This is a genomic window from Roseateles sp. P5_E1 (assembly GCF_054049335.1).
On sequence record NZ_JBFUMN010000025.1, the window covers coordinates 12,856 to 29,325 of the forward strand.

The 16,470-nt window shown below is 68.4% G+C and carries 18 protein-coding genes; 9 read left to right on the plus strand and 9 right to left on the minus strand.

The window, feature by feature from the left end; genetic code table 11:
• Positions 1 to 37: 37 nt before the first annotated feature.
• Positions 38 to 811: a hypothetical protein gene (locus ACXJKJ_RS18240; protein WP_457391453.1), complete on the minus strand. Its 774-nt coding sequence runs from the start codon at positions 809 to 811 to the stop codon at positions 38 to 40.
• Positions 808 to 2,094 carry a hypothetical protein gene (locus tag ACXJKJ_RS18245; protein ID WP_457391454.1) on the minus strand — a complete coding sequence of 429 codons (1,287 nt, stop codon included), beginning with the start codon at positions 2,092 to 2,094 and terminating at the stop codon, positions 808 to 810. Before ACXJKJ_RS18245 ends, ACXJKJ_RS18240 begins: the two co-directional genes overlap by 4 nt.
• A gap of 151 nt (positions 2,095 to 2,245) precedes the next feature.
• Here ACXJKJ_RS18245 and ACXJKJ_RS18250 point away from each other — a divergent pair, with 151 nt between their 5' ends.
• On the plus strand, positions 2,246 to 3,232 hold the full coding sequence (locus tag ACXJKJ_RS18250) for an alpha/beta fold hydrolase (RefSeq protein ID WP_457391455.1): 987 nt from the start codon (positions 2,246 to 2,248) through the stop codon (positions 3,230 to 3,232).
• Positions 3,233 to 3,250: 18 nt separating this feature from the next.
• On the opposite strand, the gene ACXJKJ_RS18255 is transcribed toward ACXJKJ_RS18250, so the two are convergent.
• The 5 genes from ACXJKJ_RS18255 to ACXJKJ_RS18275 form a co-directional block, all read right to left on the minus strand.
• Positions 3,251 to 4,300, minus strand: coding sequence for a porin (locus ACXJKJ_RS18255; RefSeq protein ID WP_457391456.1), 1,050 nt, complete (start codon positions 4,298 to 4,300; stop codon positions 3,251 to 3,253).
• Complete coding sequence (locus tag ACXJKJ_RS18260; protein WP_457391457.1) at positions 4,297 to 5,565, minus strand: MFS transporter; 1,269 nt, start codon at positions 5,563 to 5,565, stop codon at positions 4,297 to 4,299. Before ACXJKJ_RS18260 ends, ACXJKJ_RS18255 begins: the two co-directional genes overlap by 4 nt.
• Before the next feature lie 32 nt (positions 5,566 to 5,597).
• On the minus strand, positions 5,598 to 6,371 hold the full coding sequence (locus ACXJKJ_RS18265) for an alpha/beta fold hydrolase (protein ID WP_457391458.1): 774 nt from the start codon (positions 6,369 to 6,371) through the stop codon (positions 5,598 to 5,600).
• A gap of 57 nt (positions 6,372 to 6,428) precedes the next feature.
• Positions 6,429 to 6,938: a hypothetical protein gene (locus ACXJKJ_RS18270; RefSeq protein ID WP_457391459.1), complete on the minus strand. Its 510-nt coding sequence runs from the start codon at positions 6,936 to 6,938 to the stop codon at positions 6,429 to 6,431.
• 77 nt (positions 6,939 to 7,015) lie between these two features.
• The gene (locus ACXJKJ_RS18275) at positions 7,016 to 7,339 is read right to left on the minus strand and encodes a hypothetical protein (RefSeq protein WP_457391460.1); all 324 of its coding nucleotides are present in this window, start codon (positions 7,337 to 7,339) and stop codon (positions 7,016 to 7,018) included.
• 327 nt (positions 7,340 to 7,666) lie between these two features.
• Here ACXJKJ_RS18275 and ACXJKJ_RS18280 point away from each other — a divergent pair, with 327 nt between their 5' ends.
• Complete coding sequence (locus ACXJKJ_RS18280) at positions 7,667 to 8,008, plus strand: hypothetical protein (RefSeq protein ID WP_457391461.1); 342 nt, start codon at positions 7,667 to 7,669, stop codon at positions 8,006 to 8,008.
• A 27-nt stretch (positions 8,009 to 8,035) separates the two neighbouring features.
• Here the strand turns inward: ACXJKJ_RS18280 and ACXJKJ_RS18285 are convergent, their stop codons facing one another.
• A complete protein-coding gene (locus tag ACXJKJ_RS18285) occupies positions 8,036 to 10,882 on the minus strand; it encodes an ATP-binding protein (protein ID WP_457391463.1) in 2,847 nt (948 codons plus the stop codon).
• A gap of 140 nt (positions 10,883 to 11,022) precedes the next feature.
• Positions 11,023 to 11,715: a LuxR C-terminal-related transcriptional regulator gene (locus tag ACXJKJ_RS18290; protein ID WP_457391464.1), complete on the minus strand. Its 693-nt coding sequence runs from the start codon at positions 11,713 to 11,715 to the stop codon at positions 11,023 to 11,025.
• Positions 11,716 to 11,924: 209 nt separating this feature from the next.
• Here ACXJKJ_RS18290 and ACXJKJ_RS18295 point away from each other — a divergent pair, with 209 nt between their 5' ends.
• From ACXJKJ_RS18295 to ACXJKJ_RS18325, 7 genes are all read left to right on the plus strand, one after another.
• Positions 11,925 to 12,692, plus strand: a complete 768-nt coding sequence (locus ACXJKJ_RS18295) for an SDR family oxidoreductase (RefSeq protein ID WP_457391466.1) — start codon at positions 11,925 to 11,927, stop codon at positions 12,690 to 12,692.
• A gap of 28 nt (positions 12,693 to 12,720) precedes the next feature.
• A complete protein-coding gene (locus ACXJKJ_RS18300) occupies positions 12,721 to 13,650 on the plus strand; it encodes an alpha/beta fold hydrolase (protein ID WP_457391467.1) in 930 nt (309 codons plus the stop codon).
• 11 nt (positions 13,651 to 13,661) lie between these two features.
• Positions 13,662 to 14,000, plus strand: coding sequence for a putative quinol monooxygenase (locus tag ACXJKJ_RS18305; protein ID WP_457391469.1), 339 nt, complete (start codon positions 13,662 to 13,664; stop codon positions 13,998 to 14,000).
• A 30-nt stretch (positions 14,001 to 14,030) separates the two neighbouring features.
• Positions 14,031 to 14,636 carry a flavodoxin family protein gene (locus ACXJKJ_RS18310; RefSeq protein WP_457391471.1) on the plus strand — a complete coding sequence of 202 codons (606 nt, stop codon included), beginning with the start codon at positions 14,031 to 14,033 and terminating at the stop codon, positions 14,634 to 14,636.
• Between the two features lie 7 nt (positions 14,637 to 14,643).
• Positions 14,644 to 15,048: a DoxX family membrane protein gene (locus ACXJKJ_RS18315; protein ID WP_457391472.1), complete on the plus strand. Its 405-nt coding sequence runs from the start codon at positions 14,644 to 14,646 to the stop codon at positions 15,046 to 15,048.
• A complete protein-coding gene (locus ACXJKJ_RS18320; protein ID WP_457391473.1) occupies positions 15,045 to 15,734 on the plus strand; it encodes a YoaK family protein in 690 nt (229 codons plus the stop codon). Before ACXJKJ_RS18315 ends, ACXJKJ_RS18320 begins: the two co-directional genes overlap by 4 nt.
• A 66-nt stretch (positions 15,735 to 15,800) precedes the next feature.
• Complete coding sequence (locus ACXJKJ_RS18325) at positions 15,801 to 16,457, plus strand: hydrolase (protein WP_457391474.1); 657 nt, start codon at positions 15,801 to 15,803, stop codon at positions 16,455 to 16,457.
• Positions 16,458 to 16,470 lie beyond the last annotated feature (13 nt).

Consider the following 16,470-nt stretch of genomic DNA (forward strand, 5'->3'; position numbering starts at 1 on the left):
AACCATGACTGGGGAATCGGGTTGGACGGGCAACGCATCAAGAAGCGCGCTTTGGCGTGAACTCGAGACTCGCTCCCTCGCACGTCTCCACGCTCCTGATGGGCGCCTCGAAGGCTGCACAGCGCCGGTTGCCAGCGGCGTCCTCGAGCCCGGGATGGGTCACCAGCCGATGACGGCCAGTTGCCCAAGGCCGCGCCGGTTTGAAGCGCCACGTCGCGTCCCCATCGTCAAGCGTCACGCTGCCCTCGACGCGGTGCCCGTGCCGATCCACCACCACGATGAGCCGCTCACCGGCCGAACTGATGGGTGCGCGTAGGTCGACCGACAGCGCGTCGCGTGAGCCCTGGCGCGGCACGCCGAGCTGCCACAGCTGCGGCTGCAGAGGATGCGACACGGCGGCCGTCACCCGCCAAGTCTTCACCACAGGCGATGGATCTGCATCGCTGCCCGCCACGAGCAGGCTCACCGTGGCGCCTTCCTTCAAGGCGCGCCCGGCTTCCAGGTTCGGCCCGACGCCGGTTTTCACGCGGCCCGGGTCGAGCAGCACAGTGATGCGCCGGCCGTCTGCATCGGGCAACGCCACATCGAGCAGCGCATGCTGGATTTCGATCCCTTGGCCATCGAGCAACTTCAGCCGTTCGACGTCGAAGGGCACGCGCTGAGGCCGGTCGAACCGCAGCTCGAACCGCAGCAGGTTCTCTGGAACCACTGGTCCTGCCGGGTGTATCTCGACCGGGGCGGCCTTGGCCAGTGGCATCGCTGCCGAAGCCCCCAGGGCCAGCAGCGCCACAAGACGGCATGCCAGCGTCATGGCTTGGCTGGCGGCGCCAGGTCGGCAAAGCCCTCGTCGGTGCGCAGCGTGCGGTGCACGCCACTCCATTGGTCGTTCGCCGGGTACTTGAAGTCCGCGAAGTCGTACTCGTTGACGAAGTCGCTCAGGCGCAGGAACAACCCTTTGCGCATGGAGACCAGCTCCATCGCGCCGCTCGTCTCGTTGCGGCGCAGCGCCGCGAAGAAGGTCGCGTCCTGGTTGTCGATGTGCGCGACGCGCATCGGCACGTAGGTGGACTTGAGGCCAAGCGTGGGCTCGGCCGGCCATTTGATCGGCGTGGACARGCCGGGCTTGGTCGACGYGTCGGCRATGTCGGYGACSGACATCAGGTCGGCSGAYTTGTGCGAGTGCGTCAGCAGCACCATCGGCCCCTGGCCCGCGTCGAACATCACCATGCCTGCCGGTGCGCTGCCCCAGCCGAACTCGGCGACCGTCTTGGCGGCTATGTGGGCGCCGTCCTTCAGATCCTTCAACGGGATGGTCACGAGCGGCGAGCAGGTGAACGCCGCCACCAGCGTCGGCTCGCCGTTGAGGTTGGTGATCACCATCTTGCGGATGGGCGCGCGGGTCTCCAACTGGTTGTGCACCGGGTGGTACATCTCGACGCTGCTGACCGCCGCACCGCCCTTGAACGGGAAGTCGAAGACGCGCAGCGCCGACGCGAAGCTCGCGTTGGACAGCCCCGCCACGTAGAGCTTGCCCTCGTGGAACTTCATGTCGGTGACGGTGAAGCTCGCGGCCGGCGTGTCGCGCCAGAGGTGCTTGTCTGAAGTGGGCAGATCGCCGATGGCGACCGACTCGCGCCGGCCGCGGTCGAGGTCGACACGGCTGACCTTGCCGGCCGCGTCGACCGACACCAGCACCGGCCTAGGCTTGGCGCCCGCGCCGTTGGCTTCGACCGACAGCGTGATGTAGGCCACCTCGCTGCCGGGTCGCACCGCCATGTCCTCGAAGCGCAGGCTCTCCGGCCGGGTGTTGAGGACCTTCGCGATGGCGCCCGAGACGTCCTTCAGGTTGAAGGGTGCCGGCTTACCTGCCGCTGCCGGCGGCAGGGCGAGCGTGTGCAACTGGCCGCCGCGCCAATCGGCGACGACGACGGTGTTCGCGTCGACGAAGGTCAACTTGCCGGCGGACTGCATCGGCGCGCCGATGGCGTGCGCCGCGTGCAGGCCCAACGCCAGCATTGCCAAGCCGAACACGTGGCGGCCGCGAGGCTTGCAGGTCGGCGCGATGGGTTGCGCGGGGTGGGACTGTGGGTTCATGACGGTGACTCCTCAAAAGGGTGAGCACACTTTCAGCGGGATGACGTCGCGCGCCCACTGCCGGTCGGGCCAGGCCGGCCTCTCTCCTTTGGGTCATGCACCGGGCCGGCCAGACCGCAAGACTGCCGGCCACAGAGTCCAGGAGGCAGCCGTGCCACGAGACACATCAATCCATCCGGTCAGCCCTCGTTGGCAGCGCCGCATCGCGCCCTGGGCGCTGTCGGCGCTGCTGTTCGCCGGACTGCCTGGCCGGGCCGACACCGGCGTTCCCGCCTTCCCCGCGGACTTCGCCGTCCGCGACATCGTGGGCGATGGCGCCGCGCTGCACTTGCGTATCGGCGGTGGGGGCGGCAAGAGCAACGCGACTGTCGTGCTGCTGCATGGCTTTGGCGAAACCGGCGACATGTGGGCGCCTTTGGCGGCCCAGCTGGCCGAGCGCTTCACCGTCGTCGTGCCGGACTTGCGGGGCATGGGCCTGTCGGCGCGGCCCGAAGGGGGCTACGACAAGAAGACCCAGGCGCGCCAGTTGGCGGCCGTGCTGGATGCCCTGGGCGTGCGGTCGGTGGCGCTGGTCACGCACGACATCGGCAACATGGTCGGCTATGCCTTCGCCGCGCAGTACCCCGGCCGCGTCAGCCGCTTCGCCATCCTCGATGCGCCGCTTCCCGGTATCGAGCCGTGGACCGAGATCGCACGCCGGCATGCGGTCTGGCACTGGTCGTTCTGGGGTGCCGACGCCGAACGCCTCGTGGCCGGCCGCGAGCGCATCTACCTGGACCGCTTCTGGAACGAGTTCACCGCGCCGGGCAATCGCTATCCGGACAGCTGGCGCGCACACAACGCGGCGCTCTACGCCCAGCCCGGCGCCATGCACTCGGCCTTCGAGCAGTTCAAGGCCTTCGACCAGGACGTCGTCGACAACCGCGCCTTCGCCGCCACGATGAGGTTAAGAATGCCGATCCTGGCCATCGGTGGCGGGCGATCCTATGGCGCGACGATGGCGACGGTGATGAGGAATGTCGCCGACGATGTGACGGAAGAAGTCATCCCCGGCGCGGGCCACTGGGTGCTGGAAGAGCGCCCCGCCGAGTTGATCGCCGCGGTGCGCCGCTTCCTCGAGGCGTCCACGTCGCGCTGAGCGCCGACTCGGTGGGGGTTAGAAGCGGTGGCGCAGGCCCAGTTCGGCCCCGCGCTGCAGCCCACGCCGCGTCATGAACGCCGGCAGCGGGTAGGCGCCGGTGATGCGGTTGGCATCGATGACGGCATAGACGTCCGTGCGCCTGGACAGCAGGTAGTCCGCGTGCAGCCAGCCCAGCTGCCTGCTGCCTTCGAACACCCGTCGCTGTCGGTCTTCGCCGCCGCAGAGCGTGTAGACGAAGGACCCCGCCGCATAGCTCAGGGCCGCCACCCAGACGTCGTTGGCCTGGCCGCTGACGCGGTCGCGCCGCCTCATGGTGCCGACGTAGGCCTTCAGCCCCTGCGTGAGTTCAATTGCAGTGCCGAGCCCTTGAATGCGGCGCGTCTCGGACCGGCCCGCGCTGTCCATGGCTGCTGCGTAAGCGGCCAGATCCAGCACCCCGGCCTTGTACGCGCCGGCGACCGCCCAGGAGGCGCCGTTCGTACCTTCGCCAAGCGTCCGGCTTATGCTGGCGCTTAAGCCGCCCGCCTCGACCGCCAGCTTCATCATGTTGTCCTGCCGGACCAGCTGGTGCCCGACCAGCAGCGCGAGCACCTCCTGGTTCGGATTGGCGTTCGGCTGGAACCGGCTCGAATAGACGTTGGCCAAGGTGTACTGCCGGCCCAGTGTCAGCGTGCCGGCCTTGCCGGCGCTCAGCCCGATCAGTGCTTCGCGGCCGAACGCACGGCCGGCAGGTGCCGCCGACTGGCCGTAGTTGGGCGACGGCGTGACCTGCGTCAGCGTGCCGGCAGAAGGGTCCAGGCCTTGCTCGATCGAGAAAAAGGCCTTCAGATCGCCACCGAGGTCTTCGCTGCCGCGCAAGCCCAGCCGGCTGCCGGTGAAGGCGCCATCGTTCATGCCGGACAGATGACGACCACCAGCGCCAGCGTGCGTCGCGTAACGCAGCGTCGTGTCCAGCAGCCCGTAGATCGTCACGCCAGGCTCGGCCCGGCTGCAGAGCGGCAGGCAGCAGAGGCTCGCCATGAGCGCTTGGCACAGCGTCAACCTGTGCATCGAGCGGCCCGTCACGACAGACTGCTCCGGGACGGTCGGCCAGGCAGCCGCCCCGGCGCGACGCTGCCCCGTGTGGCAGCGCGCTCGCGCCATACGCTGTAGCCCGCCACGGCCAGTCCACCCAGCGTCAGCAGCGCCGCCACCCAGGGCAKGCTGGCCAAGCCGGGGCCACGCGCGATCACGACACCGCCTAGCCACGCGCCGAGCGCATTGCCGAGGTTGAAGGCGGCGATGTTCAGACTGGAGGCCATGCTCTGTCCGGCGCCCTGGGCCTGGTTCAGCACGCGCAACTGCAGCGGCGACACCGTCGCGAAGGCGCCGGTGCCGAGCAGTCCAACGAACAGCACTGCGGCCACGCGGTGGCCCATGGCAAAGCCCATCAGCGCCAGCACGAGGGCCAGGGCCGCAAGCGAGCCGAGCAGCATGCGAACCGGCGCGCGGTCGGTCAGGCGGCCGCCGATGACGTTGCCCAGCACCATGCCGATGCCGAACATCAGCAGGATCGCCGACACGCCCGCGTCGCTAAAGCCGGTGACCTGGGTCAGCAGCGGCTGGATGTAGGTGAACACCGCGAACACGCCGGCGAAGCCGAACACCGTGGCCGTCAGGCCCAGCAGAACGTGCAGGCGGCCGAGCACCTTCAGCTCCTCCTTCAGCGACACACCGCTGCCACAGCCCGCCTCGCGCGCCGACACGAAGCGAGCGATGACCGCCATCGCAACCAGGCCGATGGCGCAGACCGCCCAGAACGTCGACCGCCAGCCGAAGTGCAGGCCGAGCCACGAGCCCGCGGGCACGCCCAGCAGCGTCGCGACCGTCAGGCCGGTGAACATCGTCGAGATTGCGGCAGCCTTGCGGTCGGCCGGCACCAGGCTGGCGGCCACCACGGCGCCCACGCCAAAGAAGGTGCCGTGCGCCAGGGACGTGACGACCCGCGCGATCATCAGCACGGCGTAGTTCGGCGCCAGCGCGCAGGCCAGGTTGCCAAGCGTGAAGATGGCCATCAGCGCCAGCAAGGCCTTCTTGCGCGGCACCTTGCTGAGCGCGGCCGTCAGCAGCGGCGCGCCGACGAAGACGCCGAGGGCATAGCCGGAGATCAGCAAGCCGGCCGTGGGCACGCTGACCTGCAGATCCGCCGCGAGCTGCAGCAGCAAGCCCATGATGACGAACTCCGTGGTGCCGATACCGAAGGCGCCGATCGTCAGCGCATAGATGGCGATCGAGGACTGCTTGCCGCCGGGGCCGGGCCGGTCCTCGCTTGATGCTGATGCTGGGCTCATGAGACTTCTCGAAAGGTGGCTGGGAGGGCGCGTCAGCGCGCGGCGTCGACGATTAGCGCGGCGACCTCGCGCGGGTGGGACACCATCAGCGCGTGCGAGCCGCCCTGCACCACGACGGTCTTCCTGGACTTGGCGCGATCGGCCATAAAGGCCATGGCCTGCGGCGGAATGTTGAGGTCCGCACTGCCGTAGATGGACCAGGACGGGATGGCCCTCCAGGCCGGGGTGGGGGCGGCCTCCGACAGCGCCGTCGCCTTGATCGGGCGCTGCGTCGCAGCCATGGCCTGGGCCTGCGCCAGCGGCACATCGGCGGCGAACTGTTGCGGGAACCTGTCCTGGTGCACGTAGAGGTCTTCGCCACCGTCGTCGAGCTTGACCGGCGCGGCGAGCGTGGGCGGCAGCGTGGAGCCGGGGAACTTGCCCGTCAGCGCGAGCGCGCTTTCGCCCTGGTCGGGCGCGAAGGCTGCGACGAACACCAGCGCCTTCACCTGCGGCATATTGTTGGCTGCGGCCGAGATCACGGCGCCGCCGTAGGAGTGGCCGACCAGCACCACCGGGCCGTTGACGGAACGGGCCAGCGCAGCGACATAGGCGCCGTCGCTGGCCACGCCGCGCAGCGGATTTGCGGCGGCGATGACCTGGTAGCCCTGCTGGTTCAGCTCGGCGACGACGCCATTCCAGCTGGACGAACCGGCGAAGGCACCGTGGACGAGCACGATCGTCGGCTTGGGTGCGGCTGCCATCGTCGTGGCGGTGGCGAGCGTCATGGCGCCTGCGGCGATGGCGCGCTTGATGGGATGTGACATGGGACGAGTCCTTTCAGGGGTGCCGGCAGGCAGGGTGGTTGAGGAGGGGTGCGGGCATCAAGCCAGCCAGGTCCGGCGCATCGGAGCTGGCGTCTTCCAGATCTGCCGCACCTGCAGGGCAATGCCGAGCAGGTAGGCGACGAAGACGAAGCCGAAGAGCCTTTGCAGCGCCGGGTCGTCCGGGCCGGTGAAGAGCGGGGCGCCGACGGGGATGCGCGTGAAGGTCTCGTTCAGCGCCGGGATCATGTGGAAGAACAGCGTCGTCGAGAAACCGAGCGTCTCGACATAGGTCGCCGTGCGGCTGGTGTCGCGGTGACGGCCGGCGGCGATGGCCACACCGAGCACGACGAGCGTCATCAGCGCGAGGCTGTGCGCGACGTTGAAGCCGCCGTGCATGAAGATGCCCAGGCTCGTCAGACAGGCCAGTGCCGTGCAGCCGATGTAGGTGGGGCTCAACGCGAGATCGGTGCCGATGCGGCCGAAGCGCAGCGTCATGGCAAAGCCGCTGATGACGGCGACTAGGGCGATGGCCGTGTGCACGGCCCCGAGTGAAGAAAGACCAAGCATGGTGAAACCTTTCGAGGAAAGAGAGAGCCAGGGGCGAGGGGCGCTCGTCGGCTCGGGCAGCGAGCGCCGCCGCTCGGTCAGGCCGAGCCGATGAAGCGGTCGAGGCGGGCGGCGTCGAGCACGGCGGGCAGGCCGCTGCGCAGCCGGGCGATGGGCGTCTCGCCGTCGAGCGCGGCGTTGCGGCAGGCGAACCAGGCCAGGATCTCGGCGGCATCCATGCCGCCCGCGAGTTCCTCGGCGATGGCGGCAACATCGGCGCGCGGCGTCAGGTCGTTCGCGTCCAACTGGAAGGCCGGCAGCCAGCGTTGCGCGTGYGAGGTGATGCTGCACAGCCGGCCGCCGTCCAGCAACTCGTCCAGCGCTTGCGACGGCCGGCCGTATTCGCGCCAGCGTTCACGCAAGGCCGTCTCTGGAATGAGCCCGCCCTCGCCGACGAGCCGTTGGCACATCAGGTCGAAGAAGTTCGCTGCCGAGGCTGGAGCGGCCGACTGGCGGGGGCAGTGAGAGGCATGGAGGCACATGGCTTGCGACCTGTTCCGTGGTGTGCCTCAAGGCTAGGCAAGCCGGCTGCGATGCACGCCTCCCGGATGGCAGCGCCGGCCTCTCCCGTTTGGATGGTGTTGGCCGCCCGGCCCGCTTCCACAGTCACCGGGCGTTCAACGGCGGGAGTCGCCATGTCATCGTCATCGTCATCGGGGCTGTCACGTTTCATCCACGGATTGCCGAGCTTGGGCGAACAGCAGGCAGCCCGTCAGAGCTCCCTGCCCGGCACCGGCCCGGCTTATCCCTCGCGCCTGCCCGGCGATGCATGCGATCTGGAGCGTGAGTACGGCGTCACCACGGTGCACTATGTGTTCGCGCTGATTTGGCCGCGCGCCGGCGTCGCATGCCATGCCGGCGCAACGGGCTGCCGCGTCGAAGTGCGGCAGTGCGGGCTGCATCACGCCGTGCACGTGCCGTGGGCACTCGTCGAGTTCGATCAAGGACTGCTGCTCGTGCGGGCTGTCTACCGCGCGGGCCTGCCGGGCGTGCTGCAGCGCGCCGTGTCGGCGTTGTCACTGTCGCTTTGACCTATGGGCAGTCGCCTATCTCCAGGCTCAGTCGGCGCGCGCAAGCAGCAGGCGCGCCGCCACCAGTTCCGGTATGGCGCTGCCATCGTCGATGACAGCCAGCAGCTCCCGCATCGTTGCAATGCCGTCCTGCCCGTCGCCGGGGTGCGTCGCCGCCTTGGCCATGCTCAACGCGATTCGCAGCATCCAGAACCGCGCGCCCTGCGCCTCGGCCAGGTTCAGTGCTTGCTGCAGTCGCGCCGCGGCGCTGGCCGGCGCGTCGCTGATTTCATCGAGCGCGACGAGGCGCATCACCTCCGGTGCACACCAGCCCACCGCGCCCTGGTCGACGCGGGCCCGGGTCGCTTCGGATGGGCGCGTCTCATCAAGGGTGGCGACGATGTCGCCCAGCGGAGCGCAGCTGGTCATCGTCAGCCCCAAGGCGCTGCCCCGCGCGATGGCTTCTCCCGACAACACATGCCTGAACGCCTGCGCATAGGCCAGCCAGTAKGCCAGCCCTTGGCGCTCCGACAGGTCCTGCAGTTCCTGCACCCAACGGGTTGCCAAAGGCACATCGCCCCGCCACGCTGCCATCGGTATGGCCGCGGTGCCCAGCACCTGGCATCGCGCGAAGACGTGGGCATCCTCGCTGCACGCGCGTGCCTCTTCCAAGGTCTGCCATGCGGTGCCAAACTCACCGCGCAGCCATTGGATGCGCGCCAGCTGAATGCCCATCGACACGCCGAACGGAACTTCGCTGAGGAACTGCCGGCCCACACGCGCGCCATTGAAGGCAATGACTCGCCGCGCCAGCCGCTCGGCAGCGTCATGGTCTCCCAGCGAGTGCAGGCACAGCGCCGAGATGCGGTCCGAAATGGCAGTGGACAGCGGCTCGAACCTGCCGGTGGCCAGGCCGCGGATTTCCTCGCAACAGGCGAGCGACAGGCGGTAGTCCCCCTGCCCATAGGACGTCGTGCTCATGCCGAAGAGGGCTTCGATGCGGTCGGCCTCCGACCCCGATGTTTCCAGCAGTTGACGAATGCGCGAGAAGACAGCCGGGTAGCGCTCGCGGCCATCGGGCACATAGCCCATCATGAAGTTCGCCGCAATACGCAGTGGCAGCTCCAGCGTTTCCCGGACGGCGCCCACCCGGGGCAGTTTGGCCAGGGCCGTTTCGATGTACCGCAAGTACTCCTCCACCAGGCCGGCATCGCTGTAGGCGCGCCTGGCGACGGCGGTGAGCCTCACGCCCAGGACAAGATCGTTCTCGTCGACCAGCGCCCAGTCGATGGCCGCGCGTACGTCGGCGAGGGAGGAGCCCAGCGCCGGCGACCAGTGGTAGCGGGACATGCCGGCCCCTGTCGCCTGCGCGCGCTGCAGGCCCTCGACGATGAAGGTGGCATGCCGGCGATGCGCGTCGAGTGCGTCGTCGCCACTGGCCAGCCGCTTTTCGGCGTACAACCGCGTGATGTAGAGCAGGCGGTGCAGCAGCACATCGTCGTCGGCTGACTCCAGCACGATGAGAGATTTCGCGCTCAGGCTGAGCACATCCTCGATGACGCGCTGCCGGTTCAAGCGCGGGCATGCAGCAATCGCCACCGCACCGTCCAGGTCGAAGGCRCYSCGGAACACSGACAGCCGCTGCAGSACCAGMCGCTCGCTGTCGCTGAGCAGGTCATAGCTCCAGTCGATCACCGCCTGCAAGGTCCGGTGGCGACTCAGTGCCGTGCGGCGGCCTCGGGTGAGCAATTCGAACGCGTCGCCGAGACGTCGCGACAGGGCTTGCACGCCCAGGCTGTCGACACGCGCTGCGGCCAGCTCGATGGCCAGCGGGATGCCGTCCAGGAAACCACACAGCCGGCGCACTGCCGTGGCGTGGGTGTCCGTCAGCTCGAACGTGTCGCAGTTGGCCTGCGCGCGCTCCGCGAAAAGCCGGATGGCCGGGTAAGAAAGCAGACGCTGCAGATCCAGCGATTCGTCGGGCGCCGGCAGCGCCAGCGGTGGCAGCTTGAATACCCATTCGGCTTCGATATCGAGCGGCTCACGACTCGTTGCCAGGAAATGCACGCCGGAACAGGTGCGCATCAGCCGGCTGACCAGCGAGGCGGCAGCGTCGATCACGTGCTCGCAGTTGTCGAGCACGAACAGCAATTGCTTGCTATGCAGCGTGGCTTCCAGGACGGCAGGTGAATCTCCCGGCGACACGATCAGCCCCTGGGTCCGCCCCAGTTCGGCGGCGACCAGCGCTGGGTCTGACAGCTGCGAAAGATCGACGAAATAGGCGCCATCGGCATAGCCTCGACTCAGCCTGTCTGCAACGGCCAGCGCCACGGTCGTCTTGCCCATACCGCCCGCGCCTACGATGGACACCAGCCGCTCGCGCTTTAACAGCTCGGAGATGTGGCCGATGGCGTGCTCGCGACCGATGAGGCGGGCCAGGCGCGGCGGGAGATGCGGCACGGCGCGTGCAGGCCCGCTCGGCCCTGAAGCTGGCGCGGACGTGAGCGGTCCTTGAGCCGATTCGCTGACCCCGGGAATGGGTGACGGCCTGGTCTCTCCGACGAACGCGTAGCCGCGCCCGGGCACATTGGCGATATAGCGCGCGCCGTCCACGCCATCGCCCAGCACCTTGCGCAGTGCAGAGATGTGCACGCGCAGGCTCGTTTCCTCGACCACGGTGCGAGGCCAGACGCGGGCTACGAGTTCATCACGGCTGTACAGCCGACCAGGCTGCTCGAGCAACACATCCAGGAGGTGCAGCGCTCGACTGCCCAGGCGAATCGGGCCGCAGCCGCCGCTGATCACACGGCGCGCAGGGTCGAAAAAAAATGGGCCGAATGCGATACCCATCGGTCCAGCGCCGGGTTCAGCCTCCGCAGTTTCGCTGAAGCTCATGGGCGCACGACGATCAGAGCCTTCCATTCCCCCACGATAAACATGCGGCCCTTCCTTTCACGCGACGGCAATGCGCGCCTGCGAATCATCAATCGCGCGGCGCGCGCCCGGCGTGAATCGGCGTGAAAGTTCGCGAAGGCTCAGGCGAGGGCGTGGCCAGCCGCGTGGAGATGTCGGCCCGCTGCACGGCCGCGTCGGCGGAGCGAGCAGTCTGGCGCGAGGCCCGCGGCCACCGGATCCAACAGGCCGCGGCGTTTGGCGATGTCTGCCGCGGCGGTGCGGGTGGGTGCGCCGAGCTTGTCCAGCAGCGCCTTGACGTGCGTCTTCACCGTGCCGCAGCCGATGTTCAGCTCTGCGGCGATGGCCTTGTTGCACAGTCCGGTGGCCATCAGGCGCAGCACGTCGACCTCTCGCGGCGTGGGCAGGTCCTGCGCCACGGTATCGGCCAGGCGCTGCACCACGCTGCCCTGGAGGTAGCGTTGGCCGCGAGCGAGCGCCATCACGGCATCAACCAGCTGCTCGGGCAGGCAGTCGTGGGTCAGATAGCCCTTCACACCGCGCTCCAGCGCACCGCGGATGCTCAGTTCGCCGTCCAGGTGGGACAGCACCAGCACCGCTGGCGCTGGTCCGCCGCGGTGCAGCGCCGCAGTGACGCCTTGGGGCAGGTCGGTAACGAGCACCTGCAATGACGCCGTCCCGGCGACGGGCGGATCACCCGGTCGCTGTTCGTCCACCTGGAAGCGGCTGTCTTCACTGAGCGTGGACACCATGCCGCGATGAACGAGCGGTTCGGGGTGGGCGACCCGGACACGGATGGTAGTAGGCATCAGCATGGTTCTCTCCTTGTTGGGCTCATGCCCGGCGCCACCATGTTCGGCACAAGCACATGCCCTGCCCAGTGAAGCGCCGTGAAGCCTTGCGAGCGGGCTGCTTCACGGCGTCGTTCACATCCGCCTTGACCGTGAATCGCGCCAATTCACTCGCACTTCACGCTGTCATCGCCCAACCTTCAGGCCTGTCAAACACGGATCAGGAGTTCTGTATGAGCCAACGTCTCAAGGGCAAGGTCGCCCTCATCACCGGCGCCAGTTCGGGCATCGGCCACGCGACCGCGTTGCTGTTCGCCGCGGAGGGCGCGAAGGTTGTGGTGGGCGCGCGGCGCGCCGCCGAGCTGAAGGATCTGGCCTCCGAGATCGACGCCCGTGGCGGCTCTGCGCTGGCTCTGGCCGGCGACGTGCGCGAGGAGGGCTATGCGCAGGCGCTGGTGGCCCTGGCCGTGCAGCGCTTCGGCCGGCTGGACGTGGCCTTCAACAACGCCGGCACGCTGGGCGAGGCCGGTGCTTCCACCGAGGTGTCGGCCCTGGGCTTCGCCGACACGCTGGCGGTCAACCTGACCGGCGCCTTCCTGGGTGCCAAGCACCAGATCGCACAGATGCTGAAGAACGGCGGTGGCTCGGTCATCTTCACGTCAACCTTTGTCGGCTACAGCGCGGCTTTCCCGGGCGTGGCGGCCTATGCGGCCAGCAAGTCGGGCCTCATCGGCCTGACTCAGGCGCTCGCCGCCGAGTTCGGGCCGCAAGGCGTGCGCGTCAATGCGCTGCTGCCCGGTGCGGTCGATACCGACATGTACCGCGACATGAATGGCACGCCCGAGTCACAGGCCTTCGTCACCGGGCTGCATGCCCTCAAGCGCGTCGGCAGGCCGGAGGAGTTGGCCCGCTCGGCGCTCTACCTCGCGTCCGACGACTCGTCGTTCGTGTCGGGCACCGCGTCGCTCGTCGACGGCGGGCTGTCCATCAATCGCACCTGAATCCCACCCCACCTGCCAAGGAGCTTTCATGTTCTCTTCCCACAAGCAACTGCTCGCAGCCGCCCTGCTGGCCGCCGTGGTGCTCGCGGCCGCGCCGCACGCGATGGCCCAGCCCAAGCCCTATCCCGCCACGTTCAAGCTGCAGGAGATCGCCACCAACGGCACGAAGCTGCACGTGCGCGTCGGCGGCAGCGGCCCGGCCGTCGTGCTGCTGCACGGCTTCGGCGACACGGGCGACATGTGGACGCCGCTTGCCGTCGAGCTGGCGAAGAACCACCGCGTCGTCGTGCCCGACCTGCGCGGCATCGGTCTGTCCGCCAAGCCCGAGAACGGCTACGAGAAGATGAACCAGGCCAAGGACATCCGCGGCGTGCTGGACGTGCTGGGCATCGATCAGGCCGACGTCGTCGGCCACGACATAGGCGTGATGGTGGCCTATGCCTATGCCGCGAGCTACCCGACGAAGACGACGAAGCTGGTCGTGATGGATGCGCCGCCCCCTGGCATCCCGCCGTGGGACGAGGTCGTGCGCAACCCCAAGCTGTGGCACTTCGACTTCTATGGCAAGGACGTCTTCCGCCTCCTGGCAGGACGCGAGCGCATTTTCCTGGATCGCTTCTACAACGACTTCGGCGGCCAGCCCGAGAAGATCGACGAGGGCACGCGCAACCACTACGCAAAGCTCTATGCCAGGCCCGGCGCCATCAAGGGCGCGCTGTCGCAGTTTCAGGCCTTCCGGCAGGATGCCAAGGACAACCTGGAGACGATGAAGACCAAGCTCACCATGCCCGTGCTGGCCGTCGGCGGCGAGAAGTCGTTCGCCGGCCTGCAGGCAGTGGTCATGCGCAATGCGGCAACAAACGTCACCGAGCTGGTCGTCCCGCGTGCAGGCCACTGGTTGATGGAAGAAGAGCCGAACGCCACCGTTCAAGGCATCACCGGCTTCCTGGCCAAGTAGGCAGCGCAGCGATGAAAGCCGCCACCCTCCAGGAGCAGGTGTCCTTCGTCGTGCACCTGCCGTTCAAGCCCGAACACACCGCGCTGGGCAGGCGGCTGGTGATGGACATCGTCAGGACGATGTCCCGCGAGCCCGAGTTCATCAACGCCTGGGTGAATGAGATGCAGGACGAACCGGACACCCTGGTGCTCTACGAGACCTGGGCCTGCTCGCGGGACGACTTCATCGCCCGCCACCTCTCCAAGCCTTACCGCCTCGCTTACGAGGCGCAACTGCCGGCACTGCTGTCCGGCGAGCGCCAGATCGTCTTCCTGACCCCGCTCGCCGGGTTCCCCAGCCGCGGCACCTGACTCCCAAACTCATTTTCAGAAGGACTTCCCATGAGCAACCCCTTTCAAATCCGCCTGGCCGTCGTCTATCACAGCGGCTACGGCCACACGGAGCGGCAGGCACAGGCCGTGGCGCGTGGTGCCGATGCGGCCGGCGACGTCGACGTGACGCTGGTGCCGGTAGACGATGTCGACCAACACTGGGACCTGCTGGCCCAGGCCGATGCCATCGTGTTCGGGGCGCCGACCTACATGGGCAGCGCGTCGGCACAGTTCAAGGTGTTCATGGACGCGACCTCGCGCACTGTGTTCGCCAAGGGCGGTCTGTGGCGCGACAAGGTGGCGGCCGGCTTCACCAACTCGGCAGCGCGCTCCGGCGACAAGCTGGCCACGCTGCAGCAACTGGCCATCTTTGCCGCGCAGCACGGCATGCACTGGGTCAACCTCGGCCTGCCTCCGGGCCACAACAACTCCAAGTCCACCGAAGAGACCGCCAACCGACACGGCTTCTTCCTCGGCGCGGCGGCGCAGTCCAACGCCGACGAAGGCCCCGATGTGGCACCGCCGCCCGCCGACTTGCAGACGGCCGAGCACCTCGGCAAGCGCGTGGCCACCGTGGCGCGCCAGCTGCTGGCCGGCCGCGCTGCCGTGGCGTGAGGCCGGCGTGGTCATCCCGCTGAAGCCCGCCACGCCCGCTCCGTGGCGACGGCTTGCGCTGCTCGGGTTGCTGCTGCCCTACCTGATCAGCGGCGTGCTGAAGCTGCTGGACTTCGCTGGTGCGCAGGCCGAGGTGGCGGGCTTGCTGGGCGGCGTGGCCGTGGTACCGATCACGGCCGCGGTCATCGCCTTGCAGCTTGGCGGCTCTGCGCTGCTGCTCAGCGGCGGGCGCCTGGCCTGGCTGGGTGGCGTAGCGCTGGCGGCCTTCACGCTGGCCGCCACCTTCCTGGCACACCGCTGGTGGCCGCTGCCGCCCGGGGCGGACCGCGCGCATGCCTTCAACGGCTTCTGGGAGCACATCGCCCTGGCTGCGGCGTTGTTGTACGCGGCCCAGGTGGAGCGCCGGACGTGAGCCGAGCCCGTCCGGCGTTGCTGGCGATGGCGGCGGCCTACGTAGACACCTGCGGCTTCATCGGCCTGTTCGGCCTGTTCACGGCCCACGTGACCGGCAACTTCGTGCTGATCGGCGCCGAGCTGGTGAACCGCCATGTCGACATCCTCACCAAGTCGCTGGCACTCCCGGTGTTCATTCTCAGCGTGGTGCTGGCCAACCAGGCGGAGGCCGTCATGCGCCGCCGCGGCATGGCGGCCACGACCTGGCTGCTGGGCGTGCTGAGCCTGCTGATCGCGCTGGCTGCGCTGGCGCCCGGCTGGGCGGGCCTGCCGCAGCACCCCGACGACCTGCCGTCAGTCGTTATCGGCTTCCTGCTCATCGCCGCCATCGGCGTGCAGAACGCGCTGATGCGCACCAGCCTGGCCGGGCCGGTGCAGACGACCGTGATGACCGGCAACGTGACCCAGCTCACCATCGACTTGCTGGCCGTGGCCACCGGCCGGGCCGATGCCGGCACCCGTACGCGCGCGGCGGCGCTGTGGCCCGTCGTGATGGCCTTCGCGGCCGGCTCGGCGCTGGGCGCCATCGGCTATGCGGGCTTGAGCTTTAACTGCCTGTGGCTGGCGTGTGCGCTGGTCGCAGGCGCGGCATGGATCGCGCATCGCCAGGAGCCCAAAGAGACGAGTGCGCGCTCTGCCATCTGAGGGATGCCGATGCACGCCCGGCTTCCTACTCTGAACGAACCGCAACCCACCCTTCCGGAGTACGCCATGTCCATAGCCAAAGCCGCCCCCGCCAAAGCCCTGCTCGACCCAAGCAACCACGCGCTGGTGATGATCGACTTCCAGTCCCAGATGGCCTTCGCCACGCAGTCCATCGACTTGGTCGAGCTGCGCAACAACGCCGCGCTGATCGCGCAGGCCGCCGCCGGTTTCAAGGTGTCCACGGTGTTGACGACCGTGGCCGAGAAGAGCTTCAGCGGACCGATGTTCGACGAGATCAAGCAGGCCTTCCCCGGTCACAAGGTCATCGACCGCACGTCGATGAACACCTGGGAGGACGAGCACATCGCCGTCGAGATCAATCGCCTGGACCGAAACCGCCTCGTGATGGCGGGCCTGTGGACTTCCGTCTGCATCGTCGGCCCGGTGCTGTCGGCGCTGGAGCAGGGCTTTGAGGTGTATGTGATCGCCGATGCCTGCGGCGATGTCAGCAGCGCGGCGCACGACCACGCGCTGCAGCGCATGGTGCAGGCCGGCGCACGGCCCATGACCTCGCTGCAATACCTGCTGGAGCTGCAGCGCGACTGGGCGCGCGGCGAGACCTACGGCCTCACGACCGACATCGCGCAGAAGCACGGCGGCGCCTACGGCCTGGGCATCGTCTACGCGTCGACGATGTTCTCGGCCTCCGAGAGCGGCCACTGAACGAATCACGAAG